We start from the raw sequence: 15,772 nt of genomic DNA on the forward strand, positions 1-15,772 counted from the left end.
GATGACCCTGCGCAGACGCACACTTCTGACGGGATTGGCGGGAGTAACGGGATCGGTGGGAATCGCCGGTGGGCTGGTGGCCGCCGGTGCCGGGCCTGCCGTAGCCCTCGATCGTCGTCGTGTCCTGCACGTCCGGCCCGGTGACTCGGTGCAGGCGGCCCTGGACGCGGTGGAGGGCGGTGGCTGGACGATCGCCGTGCACCCCGGGACGTATCGCCAGGTCGTCAACGTACCCGTAGGACTGGGGGAGTTGACGTTGCGCGGTGCCACTCGTGATCCGCGTGACGTCGTCATCGTCTACGACAACGCCAACGGGACGCAGAAACCCGACGGTTCGGGGACGTACGGGACGGCGGGCTCCGCGACGTTCACCTCGGCGGCGCCCGGGCTGACCGTGCGCGACCTGACCCTCGCCAACGACTGGCTGCGCGCGGACCATCCGGAGATCACGGGGACGCAGGCGGTGGCCGCGTATGTGACGGGGGACCGTTCGCGGTTCTCGAACGTCCGTCTTCTGGCCCACCAGGACACGCTGTTCGTGGACACGACGGCGCTGGAAGCCTTCAACCGGCAGTACTTCTCCCGCTGTTACATCGAGGGGGACGTCGACTTCGTCTTCGGGCGGGCCACGGCGGTCTTCGCGGACTGCCACTTCCACACCCTCCAACGGGACGTTGCCTTCACGCCCAAGGGCATGGTCTTCGCCCCGTCCACCGCCCGTGCCAACCCGTACGGCATCCTCGCGGTCCGTTCGCGGATCACCTCCGGCGCCGAGGACGCCGCCTACAAGCTGGCCCGGCCGTGGGTCCCGTCGTACGAGACGACGGCCTGGCCGTCCCTCGTCGTGCGGGACACCCGGATCGGGCCCGGCATCGACCCGGTCGCGCCCTACACGAACATGCGCGACGCCTACCCCTGGCAGTCGATGCGCTTCCACGAGTACCGCAACAGGGGACCGGGCTCCGTGATCACCGTCCCGGAGAACCGGCCCCAACTCACGCCCGCCGAGGCCGACTTGCACACCCCTGCCGCCTACCTCGGTGACTGGCGACCCGTCCGCCCACTCTGATCGACGAAAGGACCCGCACGTCATGCGTCGTATCAGCACCTTCACCGCACTCGCCGTGACCACGGCCTCGCTCGGACTCGCCGTGATCGCCACCCCGGCACACGCGGCGACCGTCGTGGTCAGCAACTCCACCGATCTGACCAACGCCATCAAGAACGCCACCGCCGGCACGGTCATCCAGGTCCGCGCCGGCACCTACTACCCGACGGCCACCCTCCAGTCGACGACCAACGGCACCTCCTCCGCGCCGATCACCCTCACCGCGTACGGCTCGGAGACGGTCAAGATCGACGGCTCGTCGCTGCCGTCGGGGTCCTGGATCTTCAAGCTCACCGCCGACTACTGGAACGTCTCCAACCTCACCTTCCAGAACTCCCCGGACAGCGCGGTCGTCTGCCAGTCCTGCACCGGCACCAACTGGAGCAACGTCAAGACCATCAACGGCGGCGACTCCGGCTTCACGCTCACCGGCGACGGCACGGTGAACAACACCGTCAAGAACCTTGACTCGTACGGCAATTACGATGCCGCGACGCACGGTCAGAACGCTGACGGGGTCGCCATCAAGTTCGGCTCCGGCACCGGCAACCTCGTCACCGGCGCCCGCCTGTACAACAACTCGGACGACGGCATCGACCTGTGGTCCTTCTCGTCGCCGGTCACCATCGAGCACAGCTGGTCCTTCGGCAACGGGATCAACCGCTGGGGCGACTCCGCCTTCGAGGGCAACGGCAACGGCTACAAGCTGGGCGGCAACGGCGTCACCGTCGCCCATGTCGTCAACAACTCGGCCGCCTGGGGGAATTCGGGCAACGGGTTCACCGAGAACTCCAACACCGGCGCCATCGTCATCAACCGCACCACCGCGTACGCCAACAGCGGCTCGGGCTACTACTTCGCCACCAGCTCCGCCAAACTCGGCAAGAACCTCGCGGTGAGCAACGGCGGCGGTTCGGTGAGCAAGGGTTCCGCGGTCACCTCGGCCGGCAACAACTGGGACTCCGGCATCTCCACCCCGTCGTTCGTCTCCACGGACGCGTCGACGACGTACAACGCCCGTTCGTCGAGCGGCACGCTGCCGTCCACGACCTTCCTGACGACGGGGAGCACGACGATCGGCGCGACGATGAACTGACGTCATGAACTGACGTGTGGCGGCGTGGGCTCGGTCGAGGTGCCGCAGAAGGTCGGCCGAGCCCACATCAGTGTTAGGCGGACAGGTGCCACAGGGCGTACGCCACGACCAGGAGCAGCAGCCCCGCACCTGCCATGACGACACCCAGGAACCGCAGATAGCCGACGGTCGCGAAAACGGTGGGCGAACCACCGAGGCGCCCCATCGCCGCCCATGCCGCCTCGTTCTTGAGCCGGATCCGTTCGGACCTCCGCGTGGTGATACCCCGCACATCGAAGGCCCAGCTCAGTCCGCACCACAGAGCCAGCAGACCGCCCAGGGCGAAGACGATGTCGATCACGTTCTCGGTTCTCCTTCGGTGATGTGTTCTGTGTCAGCGGCCGCCGACCGCGGCTTCCCGGAGTCGGCCTCCGGCCACCACAGGCCCAGATCCAGCAGGATCTTCCGGGCCTCGTCCTCAACGCTCACCGGCACCGTCCGAATCGGTGACCTTCACTTCGGTGAACATCCCGGCGATCAACTCGTCGTTGCCGACATGACCGTCCGCCATGTCGGCGGTCTTGATGAGGGCCTTGGCCGGGTCGTTGCCGTCACCCATCGCGCGTTCCCCCGTTCGCAGTCGCGTCCACGACGGTAGGGGAGGCCCGCCAAGAGAAGGTCAAGTGAGGCCCATGCGCGGGTAATTACCCGCCCTGTGGATTGCGTATCGATCGGATAACGCTCCTCGCGCCCGGCGCGTGATGCGCGTAGACAGTCTCTGACCTGGTGCATCACCCATCGGAACCAGATCCGGAGATTCCATGCGGAAGTCCCTTAGAGCGGCCGCCCTCGGCGCCGCCTGTGTCGTCGCCGGTGCCGCCCTGTACGGCAGTGGCGTCGCCACCGCCGGTCAGTCGACGGCGAACTCGACGCACGAGCCGTACAACATCGGCCTGTTGACGAAGGACATCGACACCTACTACGGCACCGCGCTCGACAGCGGTGGCGTCTACCAGGCCTCGGCGACCAGCCCGTACGCCAAGGACCTGGCGCGCATCGACGCGTCGGCGAAGAAGTACATAGACGAGGCCGTGCGCAAGCACCACAAGGGCGTCAAGCCCGCGGTCGTCTTCGACATCGACGACACGCTGCTGCTCAGCCTCGACTACGAGAAGAAGAACAACTACGGCTACAGCTCGGCCACTTGGGCCGCGTACGTCGCGCAGGCCAACCGCCCGGAGGTCTTCGGCAGCCCCGAGCTGGTCAAGTACGCCGCGTCCAAGGGCGTCACGGTGTTCTACAACTCGGGTCTCAGCGAGGCGCAGCGCACCTACGCGGTCGACAACCTGAAGAAGGTCGGCGCCGACGTCAACCTCGACGCCGACCACATGTTCCTCAAGAACACGGCCAACCCGCCGTCGTACTTGAGCGGTTGCGCGACCGCCGGTACCTGGACCTGCACCACCGTGCAGTACAAGTCCGGTACCCGGAAGCACATCGAGGACCTCGGGTACAACATCATCGCCAACTTCGGCGACCAGTACTCGGACCTCGACGGGGGCTACGCCGACAAGACGTACAAGATCCCCAACCCGACCTACTTCGTCGGCTAGTTCGCTAGTTCGCTAGTTCGTACGGGTCGTCGGTACGGGGCTGACCGACCCGAGGCTGGGCACCACCGGCAGGATCGTGCCGTCCGCCGCGAACCGTAGGCGGTCGATCGTGGTCTCCCGGTGGGTGCCGTCCCCACCAGGCTTTCCCGGCCCGTTCAGGGCGAACCGGTGGTAGACGATGTACCAGTCGTCGGTCCCCGGAGCGTTCACCACGGAGTGGTGGCCGGTGCCGAGGATGCCGTACTCGGGGTTCTTGGACAGGATCGTGCCCCGCTCGGTCCACGGACCGAGCGGGGACGGTCCCGTCGCGTAGGCCACGTGGTAGTTCTCGCTGCGGGTGTCGTCCTCGGACCACATGAAGTAGTACGTGCCCTTGCGCTTCACCACGAAGGACCCCTCACGGAAGTCGCCCGCCGTGATGTCCTTCACCTTCGTCGCGTCGTACGACGTCATGTCCGCGTTCAGCGGCACCACGTACGCGTGCCCGTTGCCCCAGTAGAGATACGACTGCCCGTCGTCGTCCGTGAAGACGGCCGGGTCGATCATCTGGCCGCTGAACGAACCACCCTTCGCCACAAGGGGTTTGCCGAGCGCGTCCTTGAACGGACCGGCGGGCGAGTCCGCCACCGCGACCCCGATCTGCTGCTCGGCGCAGAAGTAGAAGTAGTACTTCCCGTCGCGTTCCGCGATCGCCGGCGCCCACGCGTTCTTGTCGGCCCAGGAGACGTCGGGCCCCAGGTCGAGGATCACTCCGTGGTCCCGCCAGTGGACCAAGTCCCTTGAGGAGTACGCCTTGAAGCTCGTCCCGCTCCAGCCCGCGTAGCCGTCGCTCGTCGGATAGATCCAGTACTGCCCGTCGAGATAGTGCACGTCCGGATCGGCGGTCAGCCCCGGCAGCACGGGACTTCGCGTCGGCACCGCCTCCACCGTCCAGGTGCGGCTCGTTCCGTCCGCGGCCGTGACTGTGTACTGCTGTGGTGTGCGGAAGTCGCGTCGCTTGCCGGACGGCGGGCTGATCGTGGAGCCCGAGCCGATCGCCAGCGAGGGCGCCAAGTGCCGCAGATCCGCGCCGGGTTGCATCGGCAGCACGACCTTCGACGAGGCCTCCGTGACGACGGCGTACCCTTTCTGCCCGCCCGCCGTCGCGTCCACGACCGACGTCGGAGTGGCGGGATACGCGGCCAGCAGCCGGTCGTACTCCGCCTGTGTCACCGGAAGTACCGTGCCGTGCCGGGGACTTGCCGGGAGTTGGTAGTCCGTGGAGGGGGTCCACTCGCCGGAGTCGAGGTCGGTGGTCTCGAAGGGGACGTAGCCGCGCAGCCCGTACTCGTCGACGAACAGGTACCACTTCTTCTCGGTGTTGGACTTGAACACCGTCGGCCCCTCGCCCCGCTCGATCGCACCGCTGCCGATGCACTCGGAGACGAAGTCGTACGACGTGGAGGTCAGCGAGGTCGACTTCTCGCCGGTGATGAACTTCGAGCAGGGCGAGCTGGACGACGGGTCGCGCTCGTCCTTGGTGTAGCGGTAGTAAGTGTCCTTGTACTTCACGACAGTTGAGTCGATGACGGAGTAACCGGGGTCGTCCCAGACCTTCGGCGCGCTGAAAGTACGGAAGTCCTTGGTGGTCGCGTACATCATGCGGTTGTACGTCGAGCCGGTGTGCTCGGGATCGTCGTCGGCGTACAGCTTCGACGCCCAGAAGACGACGTACTCACCGAGCGAGTCGTCCCAATAGGCCTCTGGTGCCCAGGTGTTGCCCGCGTTGTCCGGGGCCACCTTCACCAGCCGCTGGTCGGTCCAGTGGACCAGGTCGGTCGACTCCCAGATCATCACGGACTTGCTGCCGTGCCGCTGGACGTCGTCCCAACTCCCGCTGCTGTTCCGGTACATCCGCAGGTCGGTGGCGATCAGGTAGAACTTGTCGCCCTTCGGGGAGCGGATCACGAACGGGTCGCGCAGCCCCTTCTCGCCGATCGTCGACGTCAGGACCGGCTTGCCCTGGTTCAACTCCCGCCAGTGCAGCGGGTCGTTGCCCCGGCTGAGGGCGTAGCGGATCTGTTCGCCGTCGGCGGTGCCCTCGCCGGTGAAGTAGGCGAAGAGGTAGCCGGCGTACTTGGGGTGGGTCACGGGCGGTCCTCCTGAGTGCGCGGTACTGGGTGGGGCGGCGAGCAGGGCGAGGAGAAGGGTGAGGAGGGCCAGGAAGGGGAGCAGGAGGGTGCGGGCGGTGCGGGGTCGCATGGCACATCCTGGGGGAGTGTGGGGGATTCTGTTGAGTGGCTGTGCCTTCGGAGTGTCACCAGCGAGGTGCGGGGCGTCAATCGGTGCGGGTGGGACGGGCCGGAGCGAAAGTTTCGCTTCCTTCCCCCCGCCTTTTCCCGTGACCGCGGCAACCCTTTCCGGCCGCGGCGGCGACCAGGGATCAGAAACGGGCCGGGGCGGCCCCTCCGGCCCGTTTCGTCCTCGTCATCCAGGAAAGGAACCAACGCCGTGCGTACGAGCACCGGACGCCACCGCAGGACCCGCACCCTCTCGATCGCCGCCGCGGTGGCCGTCGCCGCGGGGGCGGGCGGCGTCTACCTCGGCCTCAACAGCGGTGGCGCGCAAGCCGCTTCGCCGACGGTCACCGTGTCCACCACCGCCCAGCTGGAGTCGGCCGTGGCCAACGCCACGGCGGGGACGGTGATCCAGGTCCGCGCCGGCACCTACACCCCGGCTGCGACCCTCAAGTCCACGGCGAACGGCACCAGTTCGGCCCGCATCACCTTGCAGGCGTACGGCACGGAGAAGGTGAAGATCGACGGCTCCAAGCTGCCCGCGGGCCAGTGGCTGGCCGGAATCTACGGCGACTACTGGACGGTGCAGAACCTCACGTTCCAGAACTCCCCGGCACAGGGCTTCGTAGCCACGTCGTCGGTAGGCGGCATCTTCAAAAACCTGGTGACGGCGAACAACGGTGACTCCGGCTTCACCCTGCGCGGCGACGGCACCACGAACAACCTCGTGCAGAACCTGGACAGTTACGGCAACTACGACGCCGCCGGGCACGGCCAGAACGCCGACGGCATCGCCATCAAGTTCGGCTCCGGCACCGGCAACAAGGTCACCGGCGCCCGCCTCTACAACAACTCGGACGACGGCCTCGACCTGTGGCAGTTCTCCTCGCCGGTCACCATCGAGCACTCCTGGGCGTTCGGCAACGGCAAGAACCGCTGGAACGACTCCGCGTTCGAGGGCAACGGCAACGGCTTCAAGCTCGGCGGCGGAGGCGTCTCGGTCGCGCACGTCGTCAACGACAACGCGGCCTGGGACAACACCCTCAACGGCTTCACCGAGAACTCCAACACCGGCGCGATCGTCCTCAACCGCAACACCGCGTACGCCAACACGGAGGCGGGCTTCTTCTTCGCCACCAGCAAGGCCCGCCTGGCCCGGAACCTCGCGGTCGGCAACAAGGGCGGCCTGGACAAGCTCGGTTCGGCCACGGTCTCCGCGGCCAACAACTGGGACAGCCGGGTCACCGCCCCGTCCTTCAAGTCGACGGACGCGACGACGGCGTACGGTGCCCGTTCGTCGAGCGGGACGCTGCCGACGACGACGTTCCTGACGACGGGCTCTACGACGATCGGCGCGACGATGGACTGACCTGACGCGTGAGGAGACCCCGGACCCCGTCACCGCGGGTTGACCGGGGTCTCTGCCTCGTGAGGGTCTTCAGTAGACGATCACCCTCCAGCGCTCGACCCACCGCAGCCACTCACCGCTCGTACCGCGCACCAGGACGCGATCGGCGTCCATCTGCCAGACGGTGCCGTAGAGCGTGGCGTCGGTCAGGTCCACCCTGACGATGTCGTAGACGTCCAGGTCATCCTCGACCGGTCGAGTCCACGCATGCGCACATCGATCGCAGAGGTAGCCGACCACATCGCATCCACCGACAGCCGTCGGCTCGCCCGGCCGGACCGCGTGAACGAAGCACCGAGGGCATGGGTCGGCGGTGTGCTCGCCTACTGTTCGGGACATCGTTCGATCCTGCTGTACGGCGACGAAGGACAGCAACCCGGGGAATCACCGACGTCGGACCGCCACAACCAGCGCAAGGCGTCGGGCAGCAGGACACCACCGTGGTTGGGGCTGTGGCCGCCGTCCCCCAGGACGAGGCGGAAGTCGTAGCCGGCTTCTGCGAGCGCGGCCGCGACACGCAGGTTGGCGGCGAGCCAGTTCGCCTCGGGCTCGTTCCAGCGCAGGTCACGATGGCCTGCCTGGAGGAAAATCCGCAGCGGCTTGCGGGGAACGCGGGGAATGACCTCGGGGTACGGGTTGCCGCCCGGCATCTGCGCGAAGCTGGACAGGTACCCGATGACGCGGCGGAACTTGTCCGGGCGCAGCCACGCCGCGGTGAAGGCGCAGTTGCCGCCGCTGCTGCCACCGCAGATGCCCCATCGATCCGGGTCCTCGGCGATCGAGTAGTGCTTCCTGACCTCGGGGATGATCTCGTTCAGAACGAAGCCGGCATACGCATCGTCGTAGGCGTCGTACTCGGTGTTGCGGTTCTTCGGTTCCTCGGCGTCGGTGAAGACGCCGGGGTCGACGAACACGCCGATGGTGACCGGGATGTCCCCACGGTGGACGAGGTTGTCCAGGACTGTCGCGCCGCGGACCTCCCCTGCGGGGTCCAGGTACCACCACCCGTCCTGGAACACCATCAGCGACGCCGGCTCGGCCGGGTCGTACCGCGCGGGCACATGGACCCAGAACTTCCGTGACGTGCCCGGGTAGATCGCGCTGTCGTTCCAGTCGGACTCGACCGTCTCCCCGACGGGCACGTCCGGCTGTGGAGCCGAGTCGGGGCCGTGGGCGTAGTGAACGTCCGTCTGGCCGACCGGAATTGGCTGGTAGGGCACCTCGATCGTCACGCGGGCCAACATAGGAGAGACCGCGACCGTCTCAAAGGGATTTAGGACCTACCCCGGACGGCTCGACGTCTCTGTCCTGCTTCGGGACGAAGCGGCTCAGCCGCGGCCCACGCCTCGTGTCTCCCCCTTCAGGCGATAGCTTGCGGTCATGACCGATGACATTGTCCTGCGCCTCGATCGTGACACCGCCGAGGACCTGTACGAGGTGCTGTGGCTGGTGGGTGAGCACATCGCCGCCGGCGCACCTATCACGGAACCGCCGCCAGAGGCGGACGCACGGTTGGCACGGATGTTCAAGTCGTTGGGTGACTCGCTGGGCAAGGGCAGGGTGGTCTAGCGACGACCGCAACGCGGCACTGATTCAGGCCGGCTGTGTACGCGGTCCTGGAACACCCGAGCTTCTCGGGCTTGGAGTGCGAGTTCGATTCTCGGCACCCGCTCCAGAGTTCGCCCCCGGGCCAGAGACCTGGGGTTGTTCTTCGCTAAAGCTCGTCGAGGAGTGTGCAGCCCGGCTTCACCGTTCATGCCGCAATATCCCGCACCAGAAGATCGCAGCCTGCCGTTCCCTCGTCACAGCGGCAGATCAGCGGGCAGGACGCGGAATGCCTTGTGCCGGCCGAGAGGACGTACGGCACGGAAGTCGCGCCGGTCGAGGGCGAGGATCGTGTCGGTGTCGTAGTCCGCTGCCAACGGCATGTTCACAGCATCGGTGAGGTCCAGATCCAGTGCGCCGTAGCGGACGCGGACGGATGGGGCGGCGCCCACGTGGCCCTCCGTGATCTCGGGCATGGCGACCCGGCCTCGGCTCATCCAACGCCGGAGGTCATCGACCGCGCTGATGGCGGCCTCACGCCCGAGCTCGCGCGTAGCGACGTGATCGAGTTTCGCCAGCAGGAGCGGGGACATGACCAGAAGTCCGGCGGACATGATCGCCTCATGCGCTGGGATCGTCGGCCTGGTCACCTCCCTCTGGACCGGGATCTCCCTTGGAGTCCGGCTCGCAAAGGACCTTTGACATGGTTGCCCGCCGGCAGGCGAAGGGGCTTGAGTCTCCAGTAAGGGGAGACGCGAAGGTGGGGGGCATGGACGGCGACACGCTTCACTCGATCGGTGAACTCGCTCGGCGGACCGGTCTTACGGTCAAGACCATCCGGTTCTACTCCGATCGCGGAATCGTGGCGCCGACGGACCGCAGCCCGGCCGGCCACCGCCTCTACGGCATCGACGCCGTCGCACGCCTGGACCTTGTAAGGACCCTGCGCGAGCTGGGAGTTGACCTCTCCACGATCCGCAAGGTCGTGGACCGGGAGCTCTCGCTGCCCGAGGTCGCCGCGGCGCACGCCGAAGCGCTGGCCGTGCAGATCCGGGTCCTGCGTATACGGCGCGCGGTGTTGATGGCGGTGGCCGAGCGCGGGTCCACACCTGAGGAGACGGAACTCATGCACAGGCTGGCCCAGCTTTCCGAGGACGAACGCCGATACCTGATCGGCGAGTTCCTCGACGCCGTCTTCGGCGGCCTTGACGCCGCTCCCGCATTCGCGGGGGCCAGGCGCTCGATGACCCCCGAGCTGCCTGACAACCCGGAGGCCGAACAGGTCCAGGCGTGGGTAGAGTTGGCCGAACTGTCCCTGGACCCGGATTTCCGTGCCTCCGTACGGCGGATGGCCGAGGAGCAGGCGGCCGAGCAGGCCCGAAGGGATACGACGGTTCCGCGCCGCGACATCGCCGCAGCCGTCCGCGACCAGGTCGGCCCGGCCCTCACCGCCGGCGTCGACCCGACCTCACCCCAGGCCGATCCGTTCGTCGCGTCGTTCACGGCGCACTACGCCCACCTCCTCGGCCGCTCCGACGACATCGAGCTCCGCACCCAGTTGGCGACGCGGCTGGAGAGCGTCAACGACCCCCGCAGGGAGCGATATCTCCAGCTCCTCGCGGTGGTCAACGGCTGGACGGCACCGGAAAGTCTCGCCCCCGTCCTCGACTGGTCCGTCCAGGCTCTGCGTGTCCGGACACCGGGGCGTACGAGTCCCTGAGATCCAGGGCACAACGCAACGCCCCCACCGGTCGTCACCGGCAGGGGCGTTGCTCTGCTGACCGAGGGGGGCTCAGGTCAGCAGGTCAATGCAGTCGAACGACGTGCCCGGGCTGAGAAACCCCGACCCCGTCGAACCACTGACGACATTGATCTTCAACACGTTGTACTGCGTCGCGTCCGAACTCCACGCACTGGAAGGGACGTTGAAAACGAAGGTGTGGTTGTTTCCGCGGTAGGAACCCGTGGTGAGATCGCGCGTCGAGGGTTGGGTGGGAGGGGTGGGAATGGCCGAGACCCAGTCGTTCACGGTGACTTGGGGGCGGGCGTTGATGTACGCCGTCGTCACCCCGACCCGCAGGGTGTGCGCTGCGGCGGCCTGTGCTGCGGTGAGCTTGAAGTACACAAGTACCCCGTTGTTGACGTCCTTCCAGATGTACGCCGGGAAGGACGCGGCCTCGCTCCCGCTCCCGATCGTGACGTTCCCGGTCCACTTCTCCGCCCGGGCGTCCGAGGGGTGCGCGTACGTCATCAGCGCGGCGTTCTTGAACTCGCCTGGTGTGCCGTCCCAGTTGCCGAGCCGCCATACGGTCGACGCGGTGGAGGGGTCGCCCGTGATGTTCAGGGTGTGCAGGGACGTCGTACCGCCCGCTGTCACCGCCACCGACTGGCTGTGCACGGCGAGTTCGCCCTTGAAGACGGTCAGCGTGTACGTCCCCGGCAGCATCCCCTTGCAGGAGAAGGCGCCGGTGCCGGCCGCGGCCTTCGCCCAGTACTGCGCGTTGGTGTTCGAAAAGCCCACCGTGTAGGGGTAGTTGGCGTCCATGCCCTTCAGGCCGACGCCCGCCACCTTGCCCCGGCCCGCCTTGCCGACCCAGCCCTTGATGCCCAGCGAGTCCACCCAGGAGGTGTCGAGGTTCGCCGCCGAGAGGGAGGGCGAGGGGGTTCCGCCGTCCGTGAACGTCACCACGAACGGGCCCTGCAGACCGAAGCGTTCGGGCTCCGTCTGGGCCTCGTTGTAGTGCAGGATCTCGTACAGTCCCGCCCCGCCCTCGTTCGAGTGGCGCAGCAGCGAGCGGTAGAACGGGCCGCCGGATGCCTTCTCGTGGTTGGAGCGCACTAGGTACAGGCCGACCGAGCCGGTGGTGAAGCCGACGTGGTCGTAGTCGATGGTCCGCTTGCCCGAGTAGTGCTTGGAGCGGGTCGTGCTGTCGGGGTGCTTCCAGACGTCACCGGCCTCGGTGATCGTGTCGGTGGTCGAATCCCACGCGTCCGAACCGGAGTTGGGGAACACCCCCGCCTTCACCCGCACGATGTACCGGGTCGCGGTGAAGGACGCGTCCGCCTTGTTCGTCCACAGGTAGACGTTGTTCTCGCCGCTGCGGGCCGCGTACCACTGGGTGATCGCGCCGTGCACGACCTTCACCAGGATCGTCGAGCCTGATTGTTTGATCGTGACCGTCGAAGCGCCTAGCCCGGACTCGACATGCGAGTGCCTGCCGCCGTAACCCTCGTACTCCTTGCCCTTGTAGGCCAGGGACGTGAGATCACCGGTCGACTTGGAGACCTTGAGGATGAGTGAACTGCCCGTGGTGATCACGTAGTTGGAGCCGTCGTCGGTGTAGCCGAAGGCGGCGGCGTTGGCGGACGAGAGGAGGCCGGTGCCGCCCGCGACGGCCGCGCCGGTGGCGGCGACACCGATCGCGGAGGCCCCGAGCACCCGCCTACGGGTGAGGTGCTTCTTGTGCGAGTTGTGCGTGCTCAAGCGACTTGCTCCGTGTGACTCCGTGCGAGAGGAACCTTGCGCCTCTTGGTCGTCACCGGTGGAGAAAGGGTTGCCGCCCTCTTGAGATTTCCTTCTACGACTTCTGCGCCGCGAAGTCGCCCTTCACCGCGAGCTGTTGGCCGGCCGCCGTGCCCGCCGCCGAGTAGCTGTCGTCCTTGGCGTCCCGGCCGCCGCGCGCATGGTTGTACTGCCCGGCGAAGACCCAGTCCCCGACCGCGACCGTACGACCCTTCTTGAGCACCCACGTGTAGACCAGGAACCCGTCCTGCTCCGTCACCGTCTGCGTGAAGTCCTGCTCGGGCAGTGAGCGCCAGGCGCCCGCGGAGGTGACCCCGGCGGTCAGCCTGACCTTCAACTGGACGGTGAGCGACGTGAGTTGCTTGCTCGTCTTCAGGGTGACATCGCTCTGCGCCCAGAAGTCGTTGCTGCCCGGGTCGATCGAACCGTCCGACCAGAGCGGGCCGTCCTGGGTACCGGAGGCGGGCGGCAGCGCGGGTGTGGAGGCGGTCGGGGACTCCGTCGGCGAGGCGCTCGCGTTCGGGGAGCTGTGCAAGGTGTCGCCCGAGCCTGAACTCGGCTTCGGGGCAACCGGTTTGACCGGCGTACGGCTCGTCGCGTCCGGCGACGGAGTGGGCGTGGGCGTCGGTGAGACGGAGACCGTCTGCTCGGCGGGGGAGTTGTTCTTCACCGCGGACGCCACCGCGTAGCCGCCGATCGCGAGGACGCTCGCCACCGCGGCCGTGGCGCTGACCACCCGCACCCAGCCGAACACGGGTGGCCGGGTGGCCCGGTGGTCGGGGCGGGACTGCGCGGCCATGCCGCGTTCGAGTCGCGCCAGGATGCGGGAGCGGTCGGGTTCGTGCCCCTCGGCCGCCTCGTGCAGCCGGGCGATCAACTCGTCGTCGTGCACGTCCTGATGCCTCATCGGGTCCTCCCTCCACTCTCGCCGCCGCGTGCCAGCGCCGCGTGCATCCGCAGCGGAGGGCTCTGCGGACCGAGCAACCGCTGCAACTCCGCCATCCCCTTCGACGTCTGGCTCTTAACCGTACCGACGGAAACACCGAGGGCGAGCGCAGTGTCCTTCTCCGACAGGTCGAACGCGTGCCGCAGCACCACACAGGCCCGCTTGCGGAACGGCAGTCTGCGCAGGGCCTCTTGGACGTCGACCACGCCGGCCACGTCCGGGTTCTCGGTCTTCTCCTCGCGCTGCGACCAGAACAGGGCGACCCGCCGCCGCTCACGCACCGCGCTGCGGATCCGGGTGCGGGCCAGATTGGCGACGACCCCACGGGCGTAGGCCGCGGGATGGTCGGCGGCGCGCACCCGGTCCCAGCGGTGCCAGAGCGCGAGCAGCGCGTCGGCCGCGAGATCGTCGGCGGCGTCCGCCTCACCCGTCAACAGGTGGGCGAGCCTGGACAGTTCGGCGTAGTGGCGCTCGAAGAAGGCGTGGAACTCCTCGGAGGCGGCGTCGTCGACGACTGTGCCCACGGCGGACCTCTCCTCGCTGCGGTTTGTGAGTGTCATGTAGCTGACACGTGTTTGTTCGGGGATGATCCCGACGAGATCCGGAAGCGTAGCAGTGATCAACTGGCCGATCTGGTACAGACCTTCGAACAGCGTCTGACCAGTCGACCACGGGCTGGCAGGCCGACCCTGATTCCGTAACACGGGGAAAACCTGAAACAGGTTCAACGCGGGAACAATCCAGCCAGCATCCGCGCACGATCATTGAAGCCACGAGGAGTACCCGCATGTCCGAGTCACAGAAGGTGGCCGACCGGCCAAGTGCCGAACCACCGGCGGCGAACGGTGTCGACCGGTTCTTCAAGATCTCCGAACGGGGATCCACCTTCGGCCGTGAGGTACGCGGCGGATTCGCCACGTTCTTCACGATGGCCTACATCCTCGTCCTGAACCCGATCATCCTGGGCAGCGCCAAGGACAAGTTCGGCCACACCCTCGACACCGGCCAACTCGTCACCGCCACCGCCCTGGTGGCCTGTGTGATGACGGTCATCATGGGTGTCGGCGGCAATCTGCCGCTCGCCATCGCCGCGGGCCTCGGTCTCAACGCCGTCGTCGCCTTCCAGTTGGCACCGCTGATGAGCTGGCCCGACGCGATGGGCCTCGTCGTCATCGAGGGCGTCCTGATCTGCGTCCTGGTCCTCACCGGGCTGCGCGAAGCGATCATGAACGCCATCCCGCAACAGCTCAAGCAGGCCATCGGCGTCGGCATCGGGCTGTTCATCGCGTTCATCGGCTTCGTCGACGCGGGCTTCGTCAGTCGTATACCGGACGTCGCGCAGACCACGGTCCCCGTGCAGCTCGGCGCCGTCGGTCATCTGGCCGGCTGGCCCGTCCTCGTCTTCTGTCTCGGTGTCCTGCTGACCATCGCGCTCGTCGCCCGCAAGGTGAAGGGCGCGATCCTGATCAGCATCGTCACGATGACCGTCCTCGCGATCATCATCAACTCGGTTGCCGACATCAAGAGTTGGGGTCTGATGACTCCCAAGGTGCCGGACAAGATCGTGGAAGCGCCCGACTTCGGACTCATCGGTCACTTCAGCCTGTTCGGCGCGTTCGGCGAGACCAGCGCGATCACTGTCGTCCTGCTGATCTTCACGCTGATCCTGTCGGACTTCTTCGACGCGATGGGCACGATCGTCGGTATCAGCGCGGAGGCCGGTCTGCTGGACGAGGAAGGTCAGGTGCCGAACATCGGTCGCGTCCTGTTCATCGACGGCGCGGCCGCTGTCGCCGGTGGGCTCGGGTCCGCGTCCTCCAACACCGCGTACATCGAGTCGGCGTCCGGGGTCGGTGAGGGGTCGCGTACCGGGTTCTCGAATCTGATCACCGGTGGGTTGTTCGGGCTGGCGTTGTTCCTTACGCCGTTGCTCACGATCGTGCCGTTGCAGGCCGCCGCGCCCGCGCTGATCGCCGTCGGGTTCCTGATGATGACCCACGTGAAGCACATCGACTGGGACAAGTACGAGATCGCGATTCCGGCGTTCCTCACCATCGCCGTGATGCCGTTCACGTACTCGATCACCGATGGCATTGGTGCCGGGTTCATCTCCTACGTTGTGATCAAGGCGGTGCTTGGTAAGGCGAAGGAGATCAACTGGTTGCTGTGGGGTGTGTCGGCGCTGTTCCTGGTGTACTTCGCCATCGACCCCGTGGAGCAGATTCTGGGCGTCAAGTAGCGAGGGTGCGCGATCAGTTGCGGTCCGTCGTGACTGGTC

General features: G+C 67.0%; 15 protein-coding genes and 1 pseudogene. 7 read left to right on the forward strand and 9 right to left on the reverse strand.

The window, feature by feature from the left end; translation table 11 throughout:
- Window positions 1-7: 7 nt before the first annotated feature.
- Both SPR02S_RS29310 and SPR02S_RS29315 read left to right on the forward strand, forming a co-directional pair.
- Window positions 8-1,069, forward strand: a complete 1,062-nt coding sequence (locus SPR02S_RS29310; RefSeq protein WP_373283349.1) for a pectinesterase family protein — start codon at window positions 8-10, stop codon at window positions 1,067-1,069.
- Between the two features lie 31 nt (window positions 1,070-1,100).
- On the forward strand, window positions 1,101-2,204 hold the full coding sequence (locus SPR02S_RS29315) for a right-handed parallel beta-helix repeat-containing protein (RefSeq protein WP_026150957.1): 1,104 nt from the start codon (window positions 1,101-1,103) through the stop codon (window positions 2,202-2,204).
- Window positions 2,205-2,277: 73 nt separating this feature from the next.
- Here the strand turns inward: SPR02S_RS29315 and SPR02S_RS29320 are convergent, their stop codons facing one another.
- Window positions 2,278-2,544 carry a hypothetical protein gene (locus tag SPR02S_RS29320; RefSeq protein WP_019060592.1) on the reverse strand — a complete coding sequence of 89 codons (267 nt, stop codon included), beginning with the start codon at window positions 2,542-2,544 and terminating at the stop codon, window positions 2,278-2,280.
- Between the two features lie 117 nt (window positions 2,545-2,661).
- Window positions 2,662-2,802 carry a hypothetical protein gene (locus SPR02S_RS63290; RefSeq protein ID WP_019060594.1) on the reverse strand — a complete coding sequence of 47 codons (141 nt, stop codon included), beginning with the start codon at window positions 2,800-2,802 and terminating at the stop codon, window positions 2,662-2,664.
- 202 nt (window positions 2,803-3,004) lie between these two features.
- Between SPR02S_RS63290 and SPR02S_RS29335 the strand changes: the two genes are divergently transcribed.
- Window positions 3,005-3,796, forward strand: coding sequence for an HAD family acid phosphatase (locus tag SPR02S_RS29335; protein WP_019060595.1), 792 nt, complete (start codon window positions 3,005-3,007; stop codon window positions 3,794-3,796).
- A gap of 12 nt (window positions 3,797-3,808) precedes the next feature.
- Here the strand turns inward: SPR02S_RS29335 and SPR02S_RS29340 are convergent, their stop codons facing one another.
- Window positions 3,809-6,037: a glycoside hydrolase family 43 protein gene (locus SPR02S_RS29340; RefSeq protein WP_019060596.1), complete on the reverse strand. Its 2,229-nt coding sequence runs from the start codon at window positions 6,035-6,037 to the stop codon at window positions 3,809-3,811.
- A gap of 249 nt (window positions 6,038-6,286) precedes the next feature.
- Between SPR02S_RS29340 and SPR02S_RS29345 the strand changes: the two genes are divergently transcribed.
- On the forward strand, window positions 6,287-7,441 hold the full coding sequence (locus tag SPR02S_RS29345) for a right-handed parallel beta-helix repeat-containing protein (RefSeq protein ID WP_019060597.1): 1,155 nt from the start codon (window positions 6,287-6,289) through the stop codon (window positions 7,439-7,441).
- A 69-nt stretch (window positions 7,442-7,510) separates the two neighbouring features.
- Here SPR02S_RS29345 and SPR02S_RS56585 read toward each other — a convergent pair whose 3' ends face one another.
- Both SPR02S_RS56585 and SPR02S_RS56590 read right to left on the reverse strand, forming a co-directional pair.
- Window positions 7,511-7,819 carry a hypothetical protein gene (locus SPR02S_RS56585; protein ID WP_026150958.1) on the reverse strand — a complete coding sequence of 103 codons (309 nt, stop codon included), beginning with the start codon at window positions 7,817-7,819 and terminating at the stop codon, window positions 7,511-7,513.
- On the reverse strand, window positions 7,804-8,712 hold the full coding sequence (locus SPR02S_RS56590; RefSeq protein ID WP_078623030.1) for an alpha/beta hydrolase: 909 nt from the start codon (window positions 8,710-8,712) through the stop codon (window positions 7,804-7,806). Before SPR02S_RS56590 ends, SPR02S_RS56585 begins: the two co-directional genes overlap by 16 nt.
- A 148-nt stretch (window positions 8,713-8,860) precedes the next feature.
- On the opposite strand from SPR02S_RS56590, the gene SPR02S_RS29360 reads away from it, so the two are divergent.
- Window positions 8,861-9,049 carry a hypothetical protein gene (locus SPR02S_RS29360; RefSeq protein WP_019060600.1) on the forward strand — a complete coding sequence of 63 codons (189 nt, stop codon included), beginning with the start codon at window positions 8,861-8,863 and terminating at the stop codon, window positions 9,047-9,049.
- Window positions 9,050-9,282: 233 nt separating this feature from the next.
- Here the strand turns inward: SPR02S_RS29360 and SPR02S_RS29365 are convergent.
- Window positions 9,283-9,654: pseudogene (locus tag SPR02S_RS29365) on the reverse strand (PIN domain-containing protein); the annotation flags it as partial.
- Between the two features lie 140 nt (window positions 9,655-9,794).
- Between SPR02S_RS29365 and SPR02S_RS29375 the strand changes: the two are divergent.
- The gene (locus SPR02S_RS29375) at window positions 9,795-10,745 is read left to right on the forward strand and encodes a MerR family transcriptional regulator (protein WP_019060602.1); all 951 of its coding nucleotides are present in this window, start codon (window positions 9,795-9,797) and stop codon (window positions 10,743-10,745) included.
- A 72-nt stretch (window positions 10,746-10,817) separates the two neighbouring features.
- Here SPR02S_RS29375 and SPR02S_RS29380 read toward each other — a convergent pair whose 3' ends face one another.
- From SPR02S_RS29380 to SPR02S_RS29390, 3 genes are all read right to left on the reverse strand, one after another.
- Entirely contained in the window at window positions 10,818-12,509 is a 1,692-nt protein-coding gene (locus tag SPR02S_RS29380; RefSeq protein ID WP_019060603.1) for a rhamnogalacturonan lyase B N-terminal domain-containing protein, read from the reverse strand.
- A gap of 94 nt (window positions 12,510-12,603) precedes the next feature.
- Window positions 12,604-13,455 carry a hypothetical protein gene (locus SPR02S_RS29385; RefSeq protein WP_019060604.1) on the reverse strand — a complete coding sequence of 284 codons (852 nt, stop codon included), beginning with the start codon at window positions 13,453-13,455 and terminating at the stop codon, window positions 12,604-12,606.
- Window positions 13,452-14,018 (reverse strand): SigE family RNA polymerase sigma factor, encoded by a 567-nt coding sequence (locus SPR02S_RS29390; protein WP_019060605.1) that lies wholly within the window; start codon window positions 14,016-14,018, stop codon window positions 13,452-13,454. Before SPR02S_RS29390 ends, SPR02S_RS29385 begins: the two co-directional genes overlap by 4 nt.
- Before the next feature lie 263 nt (window positions 14,019-14,281).
- Between SPR02S_RS29390 and SPR02S_RS29395 the strand changes: the two genes are divergently transcribed.
- On the forward strand, window positions 14,282-15,733 hold the full coding sequence (locus SPR02S_RS29395) for an NCS2 family permease (RefSeq protein ID WP_019060606.1): 1,452 nt from the start codon (window positions 14,282-14,284) through the stop codon (window positions 15,731-15,733).
- Window positions 15,734-15,772: the final 39 nt, after the last annotated feature.

The organism is Streptomyces prunicolor NBRC 13075 (assembly GCF_000367365.1).
GTDB lineage: Bacteria > Actinomycetota > Actinomycetes > Streptomycetales > Streptomycetaceae > Streptomyces > Streptomyces prunicolor.